Source organism: Flavilitoribacter nigricans DSM 23189 = NBRC 102662, from assembly GCF_002646595.1.
Classification (GTDB): domain Bacteria; phylum Bacteroidota; class Bacteroidia; order Chitinophagales; family Saprospiraceae; genus Flavilitoribacter; species Flavilitoribacter nigricans.
The window spans coordinates 40681-53190 of the sequence record NZ_PDUD01000044.1 but is presented as its reverse complement, the minus strand read 5'-3'; the positions used below and the strand labels follow the sequence as shown (position 1 = coordinate 53190).

Here is a 12510-nt window from a genome sequence, read left to right as displayed (position 1 = left end):
GCTCAATCGTCCCGGAAAAGTATGCTATTGAACAAACGCCAGCTGGACGGTATCCAGTGCGGAATTTCCGTTTGACCGGTTTCCGTTGCTTCCCTGCCAATCCACACTACGGTTAGCCTTCCCATCTTGTTAAACGGCACCTCCTATCCTCAATTAGCCGCCCGGGCCTCATTTTCACCAATTGTATGATCGAGCATAGCAAAAAAACAAATGAGCAATACCCTCGCATAATTTAATTTCAAATTTGGGAAGACTTAAGCTTTGCCATAAAAAATTTCGGCGCGTAATAATTAAACACTGAGCGTTATGAAGCAAATCCTATTATGCCTGGCCTTCCTTACACTCGCGGTAGCGGGCATCGGACAACGAACGATCCGCGGCACCGTCACCGATGAAGAAACCGGCGATCCGCTGATCGGAGCCGCCGTACAAATTAAGAACTCCAGCACCGGTACGGTTACCGATTTCGACGGCACCTATACCCTCGAAGCCGAAGCCAATTCCCTGCTGGTCTTCAGTTATGTAGGTTTTCAACCCAAAGAAATTGAGATCGGGAACCAAACCGAGATCAACGTCAGCCTTTCCGGAGCCACCGTTCTGGATGAAGTAGTGGTGGTCGGTTACGGCGAACAGAAAAAAGAAAGTGTGGTGGGAGCCATCTCCCAGACCACCGGTGAAGACATCCAGCAAAAGACCGGAGGTGCCGACCTGCGCAACGCCCTCACGGGGCTATTGCCCGGCGTGATCACGCTACAGGGTTCGGGGCTGCCCGGCGGCGGCGGATTCAGCGCCGACGGCGATGACGACGCCACCCAGATCCTCATTCGCGGCCAGTCTACCTGGAACGGCGACGGTACGCCGCTCATCCTGGTAGACGGTGTGGAACGCTCTATGGCCGATGTGGATCCCAATCAGGTCGAAAAGATCTCCGTACTGAAAGATGCTTCCGCGACGGCCGTTTTCGGGGTCAAGGGAGCGAACGGAGTGATCCTGATCACGACCAAACGTGGGGCCATCGGTAAACCTCAGCTTTCCTTCGAGACGACCCAGTCGGCCAGTACGATCTCACGAATCCACCAGGTACTGGACGCTCCGACCAGCCTCCGGCTGAAAAACCTGGCGATCCTGAACGAAGTGGCCGTCAGCGAGAACAGCTGGGGTTTCTATACCCCGGAGGCCGTCATCGGCCTGCACGAGAGCCAGCGCTTTCCCAATCTCTTTCCCGATACCGATTGGTACGACCAGATCACCAATGATTGGGCCTGGTCCCAGAAGTACAATATGAACGTAAGCGGGGGTACCAAATTCGTTAAGTATTTCGGTTCCCTGTCTTACCTGCACGAAGGAGATGTGCTGCGCACCGAGGATTTTGGTCAGGGGTATGATCCCAACTTCCAGTACGACCGGGTCAATTTCCGATCCAACCTGGATTTCGACATCACGCCTACGACCACTTTCAGCGTCAATCTCGCCGGCTACTACGGCCAGCAGCAGCGACCGGACGGCGATAAGTTCCAGTTCTGGAAAGGCGTCTACGGAATGCCGCCCACGGCTCCCGTTCGCTTTGCCGACGGCACCTGGGCTGCGCTGGAAGAATTTGACCGCTTTGACAATGCCGTTTTCGACATCAATTACGGGGGTATCGATAAGGAAAACCGGGTGGAGGTCAATACCGACTTTATTTTAAACCAGAAACTGGACGGTATTCTACCCGGCCTGAGCTTCAACGCCCGGGTGGCCTTTGACAACCTTTTCCTGACAAGGGGCGATCAGATCCAGGACGACGACCTGATCACCAAGTACATCGACTCCCGGATCATTCAGGATCCCCGTTTCCGACTGGATATGAGTCCGACGGAAGCCGATGCGCTGGCCGAAGATTACGAAGTATTCGTGATCCCGGCCGAGACCACAAGCGGTTACAATTACATCAAAGCTCCCTACCGCGTGGTCGGCGAAAATGTAAATGATTTCGCCAAGAACAACCTCTCCCGCTCACTTTTCTACCAGGCCTCGCTGAACTACGCGCAGACCTTCGGCGTGCACAGTATATCCGCCCTGGCCCTGATGAACCGGCGGGAAAACGCCCGCGGCACCGCCTTTACCAACTACCGGGAAGACTGGGTGGGACGCCTTACCTACGATTACGACTCGCGCTATCTGCTGGAATTCAACGGCGCCTACAACGGTTCCGAAAAATTCGACCGCCAATACCGCTTCGGCTTCTTTCCCTCGGCCGCCGTGGGCTGGATCGTATCCAATGAGGACTTTTTCAAATCCTCTTTTATGAATAAACTGAAGCTGCGCTATTCGCACGGGATCGTCGGTAACGACGACGGGATCGAGCGCTGGCTGTACGTAGGCGGATATAATATTACCGCCGATAACTGGCAGTTCGGGGATCCGTTTGTGGTCAACAGTCCTTACCCCTGGCGACTGGAGGGAACTATTCCCAACCCGGAGATCCAGTGGGAGACCGCCCGGAAGCAGAATATCGGTTTGGAACTCGGTTTTTTCAACAGTGACCTCCAACTCACGGCCGACTACTTCTGGGAAAATCGCACCAACATGTTCCTGCAGGCCCAGGACCGCAACGTACCGATCGTGTTCGGTGCCGACCCCGTGGGTGTCAATGCCGGAGAGGTCAATACCAGCGGTTACGAACTGGAACTGAAATTTTCCAAAGCCCGGGCCAACGGCATCAGCTACTGGGTGAACGCCAATATGGCCTACGTGGTGGATGAAGTTATCTACCGGGAAGATCCAGAGCTTACGCCGGATTACCAGAAACAAGCCGGCTATCAGATCGGACAGACCCGATCCTACCTCAACCAGCCCGGATTTATCACTTCCTGGGATCAACTCTACACCGGAGTACTCGGCCTACAGAACGAACAGGTGCTCCCGGGCGATCTGCGTCAGATCGACTACAATGCCGACGGGGTGATCGATAACGACGATATCGTTCCCTTCGGCTACCCGGCGCGGCCGCAGTATACCTACGGCATATCCTTTGGCGGAGCTTATAAAGGCTTCAGTGCGTATGTGCAGTTTTACGGTGCTTTCAATGTGAACTACAACGTTTCCTTCGGCGAATTTTTCCAGAATAACACCCTGGCCTACCAGGTACATCTGGATGAGGCCTGGTCGCCGGAACTGGGCACCACCGCCGGGGCCACCTATCCCCATCTGCGCTTCAATACCGGTTCGGGCAAAGGACAGTTCTGGTTGGGCGACAAATCCTACCTCAAGCTGCAAAACGTGGAAATCGCCTACAACCTGCCCACATCCCTGACCGGTCGGCTGGGCTTGACCAACGCCCGGATCTTTGCCTCCGGCAACAACCTGTATACCTGGTCCGATATTCTGGAAGACCGGGACCGGCCCCGTCGCACCAACCGGGATTATCCCCTGATGCAACGGGTCAGTCTGGGTACAAAGGTGACTTTTTAGCACGAGCGTCGGCCGCAGAAAAGCGGCTGCCGGCCCGAAAGCATTTCAATCTAAAAGCAACAACATGAAATATATATCCTACCATAAATTAATGCTGGTGGCGGTGATGATCCTGCCACTGGCCGCCTGCGATGATTACCTGGATCGCACACCCGACGCCGAGGTTACCGAAAACGACGTCTTCGGCACCTTTGAAGATTTCCAGGGTTTCATGGAACCTCTCTACAGCCTGGTGATCGATTACAACAGCCACGCCCTCACTACGGGCATGTGTATTGGCGGTGAGATCATCGGATTCCAGGGGTGGAGTTCCGGCGACCGCGCCAAACGCGGCGATTACCTCTCCTGGCACGGCGGCGGTAACGGCCCGGCCCAGCAATCCAACTTCTGGTGTACGGAAAACAACGAGATCGGCAACAACGACAGCGGGATCTGGCCGGATTCCTGGCGTGGCATCCGCCTGTCCAATCTGGCGCTGGAACGGTTGGACCTGATGACCGACGCTACCCAGGAAGAACGCGATCTGATCGAGGGTCAGGCGTATTTCTTCCGGGCCTGGTTCCACTGGGAACTGGGGCGCTATTACGGCGGCATGCCCTACGTGGATCGTTTTCTGCAGCCGGCGGACGATCTGCTGCTGCCCCGCCTGAGCTGGCACGAAATGGCCGAAAAGATAGTAGCCGATTTCGACCGGGCTGCGGCACTCCTGCCCGAAGACTGGAACGATACTGCCGTTGGCAGCCAGTTTCGAGGAGCCAACGCCGGCCGGGCCACCAAAGGCGCAGCGCTGGGATTCAAGGCAAAGACCCTGCTGTACGCAGGTAGTCCGCTGATGAATCGTTTTTCCACCGGCAATGTCACTTTCGACAATACGTATATGGAACGAGCCGCAGCGGCCGCCTGGGAAGTCATTCAGCTGGCGGATCAGGGCGTCTACTCCCTGATTCCCTTCGCGGAATACCAGACCATGTTTGCCCGCAACGACGGTGAAATGCCCTGGACTGCGGAAACCATTTTTCAGAAGGTTAAAAGCCAGGTGGGCGACGCCCAGCAAAATACCCGCCACGGACGGCTGTTCACACCGGCTCGCTTCGGGGGCAACGGCATCTGTGAAACTGTGAATCAGCTGTATGTGGATCGCTTCGAAATGGCCGACGGTACCCGTTACCAGGAAGCCTATGACCAGGACGATTCCAAACGCTGGGAAAACCGCGATCCCCGCTTCCGGCAGAACGTACTGGTAGACCGGGACCGCGCCGGTATTGCCAACGGTACCATCGTCAAACTCTACGATGGTGGGCAGGACAAAGGACACGTCGGACTGCTCACGCCCTACATCGTACGCAAATTCTGGCCGGTAGGCGTTAACCGGATCGATCAGGTCTGGAGTCAGTACCGCTATGTGACACCGCACCTGCGCCTGGCGGAGATCTACCTCATTTACGCCGAAGCGGTCACCGAAGCCTACGGTGCGTCCGGAAGTGCTCCCGGAGCCGGTCTGACGGCCGTCGACGCGATCAACCTGGTGCGTCAGCGTTCCAATATGCCGCCCGTCAGTGCCAATGCCGCCGGGTACGACAGCTTCCGGGAACTGGTACGCAACGAACGCTTTGTCGAACTCTGTTTCGAAGGCCACTGGTTCAGCGACATCCGCCGCTGGAACATCGCCCATCTTCCGGAAATGAAACCCTATGTAGATCTGGTTTTCGATCAGGACTGGACCACCTTCAACCGGCAGGTCATTGCCGAAAGGGTCTTTGACGATCCCCGGCATTACTGGATGCCGATACCGAGGAGTCAGACCCAGATCTACGCGGAATTCAACCAAAATCCGGGATGGTAAGACGGTAAACGGCCCGGAAGGGCAATTTCCTGGTCAAAAAAATAAAAACAATGATGCAAACTATAAAAAAATGGGCATTCCTGCTGGGAGCATTCCTGCTGCTCCCGGCCTGGCTCAGCGCCCAGAATAATCTGAAAGAAATATCCGGAAAAGTGCTCGATCAAATGGGGCAACCCATTGAGGGAGCGGAAATTTCCGGAAAAGAAGGAGCGATCAGTATGCGAACCAACGCCGAAGGCCTATTCGTGATCCGGGTAGATCCGGCGGATGCCCTGCTGATCGAAGCGGACGGTTACGCCAGTCGCCGGGTAGCCGTCAGCAGCGTGGTGGCCGGGGAGCAGATCGCACTCGAAGCGCTGGATTTTCATCTGACCGAAAAAGACGAGGTGCAGTTACCCTTTGGTACCATGAAGAAAAGACGGATCACCGGCGGCGTAACGGCCATTGATCCGAAAGAGATCCTGACTTACGACAACGAACAGCTTTTCGGCGGCGTGTTGAACTCCCGGGTACCGGGGCTGTTCGGTGGGTCTAATATTCGCGGGCTGGGTGATGCCCTGGTCGTCGTTGACGGCATCCCGCGTTCGGCCGGTTCCCTGAACCTGCAGGAGATTGATCAGATCTCCGTACTGCGGGGTATTTCGGCCCGGATGCTCTACGGCGCCCAGGCCGACAAAGGTGTGATCATGGTGACCACCAAGCGGGGCAAGGCCTTCAAGCGCACCATGAACATTACGGGAGAAACGGGAACGCTTGATCCCATCAGTTTCCCCGACTACCTGGGCGCAGCGGACTATATGGGTCTGTATAACGAAGCATTGGTCAACGACGGTCAGGATCCGCTCTACAACCAGCAGCAGATCCAGGCGACCCGCAACGGGACCGACCGGGTACTGTATCCGGACGAAGATTTTTACAACAGTACCTACCTGAAAGACCGAGCCGCTTTTCAGAAACTGATCATGGAATCCTCGGGAGGGAATCAGGCCGCCCAGTATTACGTAAATCTGGGGTGGAACCGCATCGGTACACTGCTCAATCTGGGGGAAGGCGCCGAAGAGAATACGGACCGTATCAACCTGCGGGGCAATGTGGACTACCAACTGAACGACTGGCTGAAAATGAGCCTGGACGGGATCGCCCTCATCGACATCACCCGGGGGCCGCGCTACAGCAATTTTGACGGACAGAATAATACGGCTGATGATTTTTGGAGCATCTCCACCGGGATCTGGCCCAACGCCTACCCTACCCTGATCCCCGCCGGACGGCTGGAAGACTCCGGTTTGCTGCCCTCCGCCGTATTGGTGGGAGGCGATCGGGTACTGGGTGGCACTTCAAACGCCCAGTTCAGCGAAGTCAATCTCTACGGAGAACTGACACGCAACGGTTTTCAGGTAAACACCAATCGGGTCGTTCAGATCAATACCGGTCTGGATTTCGACCTGGGTGGTATCGCCCGGGGGCTGACCGCCAAGGCCTACCTTTCTTTTGATTTCATCAATTCCTTCATCCGGCAGCAGGAGAATGCCTACGCCATTTACCAGCCGGTACTGGGCATGGACACCACCGGCAATCAGGTGGTCGCCTATAACAAGATCGGAGTGGATGAAAAGCGGGACGATCAGACGATACCCAACGGCAATATCGGCTTCAACCGGCGACTCGGCCTGTATGGCGTCCTGGATTACGACCGGACCTACGATAACGACAACAGCCTTAAGATCACCGGGGTAGCCTACCGGGACCAGTTTGAAGAGCTCGGCGTACTGCAGACAGCCAAAAATCTGCATTTCGGACTGCGGGGCAACTATATGATCCAGAACAAATACATCGTGGAAGCTACCGGAGTATACGCCGGATCGCCGCGATTTACCGGTGATCAGCAGTTCGCTTTTTCTCCTTCCCTGGGGCTGGGATGGGTCTTAACCGAGGAGCCTTTTTTGGCCAGCAGCAGTTTGTTCCAATATCTGAAACTCAACGCGAGCTGGGGCATTCTGAACACGGATCAGGGGGTGAACAACTATTATTTGTACCGCACTTCCTACGTGGAACCCTCCGCCAACTTTGACCGCATTTACGACTACAATAACGAAGTAAGCTCGAATAATGCCCTGAATATCGTTACCGGTAACCCCAATATCGGTTGGGTAAAACGCCGGGAGATCAACTTCGGACTGGAAGCCCTACTCGGGAAATCGCTCTGGCTGGAAGCCAATTATTTCAATACGGAATCCTACGATCAAATCACCAAGCTGACCTCAACTTACCCCAGCGTTCTGGGAGGAGAGGACTTTACGCCTTTTGAAAATTTCGAAGCCTATTCGGATCAGGGCGTAGAACTGGGCCTGCAGCTCAATCAGGGACGGGGTGATTTTAGATACAGCATCGGAGCCAATTTTGTCTACGCCGAACCTACCGCTGCGGAAGTCAACGAACCGGATGCCCTACTGGCTTATCGCAAACGCGAGGGACAGCCGACGGACGGAATGTTCGCCTACGTAGCGGAAGGCTTATTCCGCGACCAGGCCGATATCGACAACCACGCCCTGCAAACCTTCGGGGCCGTACAGCCGGGAGACATTAAATACCAGGACCTGAACGGCGACGGCATCATCAATCAGAACGACCAGCAACTGATCGGCAACAGCCGGTCCCGCTTTCAGTACGGCCTGAACATCCGTCTGGGATTCAAAAATCTCGACCTTTTCGTACAGGGTATCGGTCAGACGGGCGCCGAACGCTATTTCAACGATCCGTACTACTGGGTATTCGGTAATCGCAAATATTCGACCGAGGTGCTGGGTCGCTGGACGCCGGAAACCGCCGGCACCGCCACCTACCCCCGACTGTCGAGCACCAGCAATCCCAACAACTTTCGCAATTCCACTTTCTGGTTGTACGAAGACAACTGGTTCAACCTGCGCCGAGTGCAGCTGACCTACGCCCTGCCGCTGGAGGTGAACGGTATAAAAAAGGTAAGCATCTACCTGCGCGGTGCCAATTTGCTGACCGTTTCCAAGATTCGCGAAAAGCGGGAACTGAATATCGGCAGTACGCCGCAAACCCGCTCTTTCGCTGTGGGCCTCAACGCATCATTCTAAAAAAACGATCCATGAAAAGGCAATATATTACTTTACTATTCATCAGCCTGCTTGTCTGTTCCTGTCAGGAATTCCTGGAACCGGACCTCGACAACGCGTTCAGTGAAGAGCAGGTCATCGACAATCCCACGCTGGCGGAAGGTCTGCTGCTGAAAGCCTACAAGGGATTGCCGGACAATATCTTCGAACAACTCGATCTGGCCGTTGCTTCCGATGAAGCCACCTCCAACGATCCCGCCTCGAACATCGTACAAATGGCCACCGGAGCCTGGCAGGCTGCGGATAATCCCATCGAAAAATGGGACGAGGCATACAAAAATATCCAGTACCTGAATCTTTTTCTGGAAAACGTCGACCGGGTGCGCTGGGACCTCAACAGCGATGACCTGGACCGGCTCCACCGGTACCGCCTCACCGGCGAAGCGCACGGACTGCGGGCCTGGTATCAGTTCCAGTTGCTGCAGCACCACGCCGGTCCAGGTGCGGATGGTACGCTACTTGGTTTTCCCATAGTGACCCGCACCCTCAAAGTTGAAGATGACCTGTTCCTGCCAAGGAATAGTTTTCAGGAATGCGTCGGTCAGATCATGATGGACTGCGATATGGCGATCGCCAATCTGGTGGCCTTTTACGAAAATGGTTCGCTCGGCAGCATCCTGGGCGGAGTGCTGGAAGCGGAGGATTACGATGCCGGCGGCCCCGAAGTGGGCTATCACGATACCAGCGCCGGCAACAACGGCAACGCTTACCGTTCGGACGACGTAGACATAGAGACTTCCAGCCAGGGAGGTTTTAACATCGGCTGGACGGCCGACGGGGAGTGGATGAACTATAGCTTCAGTCGCATCTACGCCGGGCTTTACGATATCAACGTATCTATAGCTTCCGGCTCGGGGGCACCGGGATCCCTGCGCATTCTGACCGGCAGCAGTGCCGATAATCTGCAGGAAGTAGCCACCGTAAACGTTGAGAATACCTCCGGCTGGCAGAGCTGGCAAACCTTTTCGCTGGAAGATGTGGCTATTCCGAGTGGATTCGACCAGATCCTACGGCTGGAGATCGTCGGCGGGGGATTCAATCTGGATTTTGTTGAATTTACCAAAACGGATGGCACTCCGGCCGAGGCCACTATTCTGTTCAAAGGCGAAGAATACAAGATCACCGAATACGATCAGGCGCTCGGTGCCCGCTGGCGCAATCGCTTCAACGGCAGTGCCGCCCGGGCGATCAAATCCAGAGTATCGCTGTATGCGGCCAGTCCGGCCTACAGCCGGGGCAGTAACATCGACTGGGCGGCTGCGGCCGGGATCAGCGGGCTGTTCCTGCGGGATGCGGGCGGCATCGACCGGCTCGCTGCCGACGGGGTGCTCTTCTACCAGGATAACGGAAGCAGCGAGATCATTTGGAATAATTCCCAGACGGGCCGGCTGAACTGGGAGGAGGCTAATTTCCCGCCATCGCTGTTCGGTCTGGGGCGTACCAATCCCAGTCAGAACCTGGTGGATGCCTTTCCGATGGTCAACGGGTATCCGATCGGGCATCAAAATAGCGGCTACAGCGAGCAGTCGCCCTATGTTGGACGGGATCCCCGCCTGGAGCAATACATCGTCACCAACAACAGCACGCTGAAAAATACGACTATTCTCACCCAGCAGACCGCCGAACCCGACGGGATCAATGTGCAAAATAATTCCACCCGTACCGGTTACTACCTGCGCAAATTCATGGACGAAGGCGTCAATCTCGCCACCGGCAGCCGGGTATCCACCAAGCACAGCTTCACGCATCTGCGTTTCACGGAGGTCTTCCTCAATTTTGCCGAAGCGGCCAACGAGGCCTGGGGTCCCGACGGCGACCCACTCGGTCTGGGCTTCACCGCCCGGGACGTGATCGGCGCCATCCGCGGCCGGGCCGGCATCAGTCAACCCGATGATTATCTGAGCAGTCTGAACGATACCGACGGGTTCCGGGAACTCATCCGCAACGAGCGGCAACTCGAGCTCAGCTTTGAAGGCCACCGCTTCTGGGATCTCCGTCGCTGGGAAGCACTGGCTGCGGTGCAGGCCCCGATCCGGGGTATCTTCATCGCTCCGGATCAGAGTTCCGCCACGATCCGGGAGATCGAGCCGAGACGATACGAGGATTACATGCTCTACGGCCCCATTCCCTTTGCGGAGACCCTGAAATACAATATTCGACAAAACCAAGGTTGGTAAAGCGCCGCCGCAAATCCGAATGCAATGGATCTTCTAAAACCTATCTATCCCTACCTTTTGGGTATACTGATCATTTCCGGTTGCAAAAACCAGGAGGTCACTTTTGATGACTACGATTATACCGCCGTATATTTTCCGCTCCAGGCTCCGCTGCGCACCCTGGTACTCGGAGAGGACCGGCTGGACAATTCTCTCGATAATGAACTAAAATTTAATGTGGGTGTGAGCATCGGCGGCCTGTACGAGAATACCCGCAGCTGGAGTGTAAGCCTCGATTATGCCTACGATCTGGCCGGAGGGCTGAAAAATGCCAATGGCGATACCATTCTGGCCTTGCCGCGGGAATACCTGACCCAGTCGGATCCCAGTCTGCCGGGTACCACGGTTATCCCTGCCGGAGAATTTAACGGCCTGGTAGAATTCCAACTGACGGACGCCTTTCTGGAAGATACATTGGCCTATACCGGCCAGTATGTACTACCCCTGCGGATTACCGAATCGGATGCCGATTCTATCCTGAGCGGCATGCCCCTGATCAGCGATGCCGACAAGCGCATCACTTCGGAATGGGACGTGGAGGCTCCTCCTAAGGACTTTACCCTCTTTGGCATCAAGTACATCAACCCCTTCCACGGCAGTTATCTGCACCGCGGTACCAGCGTAGAACAGGACGCCGACGGGAATACCGTAAATACTGTGGTTTACCGACAGAACTTCATTGTACAGGATGAGATCTGGAAATTGTCCACCCGGGGCCGGAATCAGGTCGTTACCAATGGCATTGCCCAGAATAACGGCGGCGATTTTGCTATGCAACTGGATTTCGACGGTAACAACATTCAGGTGAATACGGCGCCCGGATCACCCGTAGAAGTGAGTGGCAATGGGCAGTTCATCCCCTCGGCGGAAAGCCGGGAGATCTGGGGAGACGAGAGCCGGGCCGCAATCTATCTGAATTACAGCTATTCCGAGGCCGGTAACACCTTCCAGGTGAACGACACCCTGGTACTAAGAGATCGTGGAGTGGTATTCGAAGAACTGACGCTGGAAGTAGTAGACAACTAATTTGTTTATCATAATTCTAGTTTTAGATGCCACTTCCCATTGTGGGAGTGGCATTTTTTTGAATATCCCGGCAGTTTTATAAAACCCCTTGGATCAGCTTATTGGGCCAACTAACTTCAACCTATGCGTATACTCCAAAAGACACGCTGGATCTTTCTGCTCAGCGCATTGCTGTTGGGTCTAGGCGTGCCGGAAACCTCCGCTCAGTCCGACGGACGTTTCGCGGCCGGGCTGGTCGCCGGCATCAATGCCGCTCAGATCGACGGCGACACCTACGCCGGTTACCGGAAACTCGGATTCCAGGCCGGGCTGCAGGGTATGGTCCTGCTCGGCGAACGTTTTGCCCTGAGTACGGAGATCCTGCTCAGTCAGCGCGGAGCTCAACCCAGTCGCAAAGAAAAACTGGAGGATTTCGACAATTACATCAACATCCGGCTGACTTACATTGAGATCCCGATCCTGCTCAATCTGAATGTCGGCCGGGCCGCCGGCGCCGCCCTACCCTACCGCATTTTCGCGGGGGTATCCATCGGCCGCCTGATCGGTAGTCGCATCCGCGAGATCGGCGAAAGCGTCCGCTTTTATCCCTATCTGAATATGAATGCGATCAAAGATGATTTTGCCGTTTTTGACACCAGTCTGATCCTGGGTCTGCAACGGCAACTTTCCCGCCATACCGGTCTGTTCCTGAAGCATACACTCACACTCCAAGAACTCTACACGCCCATGGGCGAGAACGATATTTTTAATGAACTGGAACCCTTCCACTTTACGGTGGGGATGAGTTATGTTTTTTATTGATGAAGACGGGGGACGGTCGACGGGGGAC

Annotated in this window: 6 protein-coding genes; all 6 read left to right on the top strand. The window is 55.4% G+C overall.

Annotated features, from left to right (window positions below):
- Positions 1–306: 306 nt before the first annotated feature.
- The 6 genes from CRP01_RS33600 (at position 307) to CRP01_RS33575 (ending at position 12482) form a co-directional block, all read left to right on the top strand.
- Complete coding sequence (locus CRP01_RS33600) at positions 307–3453, top strand: SusC/RagA family TonB-linked outer membrane protein (RefSeq protein ID WP_099154470.1); 3147 nt, start codon at positions 307–309, stop codon at positions 3451–3453.
- A 64-nt stretch (positions 3454–3517) separates the two neighbouring features.
- Entirely contained in the window at positions 3518–5296 is a 1779-nt protein-coding gene (locus CRP01_RS33595) for a RagB/SusD family nutrient uptake outer membrane protein (RefSeq protein WP_099154469.1), read from the top strand.
- 50 nt (positions 5297–5346) lie between these two features.
- A complete protein-coding gene (locus CRP01_RS33590; protein WP_099154468.1) occupies positions 5347–8400 on the top strand; it encodes a SusC/RagA family TonB-linked outer membrane protein in 3054 nt (1017 codons plus the stop codon).
- 11 nt (positions 8401–8411) lie between these two features.
- Positions 8412–10616: a RagB/SusD family nutrient uptake outer membrane protein gene (locus CRP01_RS33585; RefSeq protein ID WP_099154467.1), complete on the top strand. Its 2205-nt coding sequence runs from the start codon at positions 8412–8414 to the stop codon at positions 10614–10616.
- Between the two features lie 24 nt (positions 10617–10640).
- Positions 10641–11681 (top strand): DUF5627 domain-containing protein, encoded by a 1041-nt coding sequence (locus CRP01_RS33580; RefSeq protein WP_099154466.1) that lies wholly within the window; start codon positions 10641–10643, stop codon positions 11679–11681.
- 123 nt (positions 11682–11804) lie between these two features.
- The gene (locus CRP01_RS33575; protein ID WP_099154465.1) at positions 11805–12482 is read left to right on the top strand and encodes a porin family protein; all 678 of its coding nucleotides are present in this window, start codon (positions 11805–11807) and stop codon (positions 12480–12482) included.
- The last annotated feature ends 28 nt before the right edge of the window (positions 12483–12510 follow it).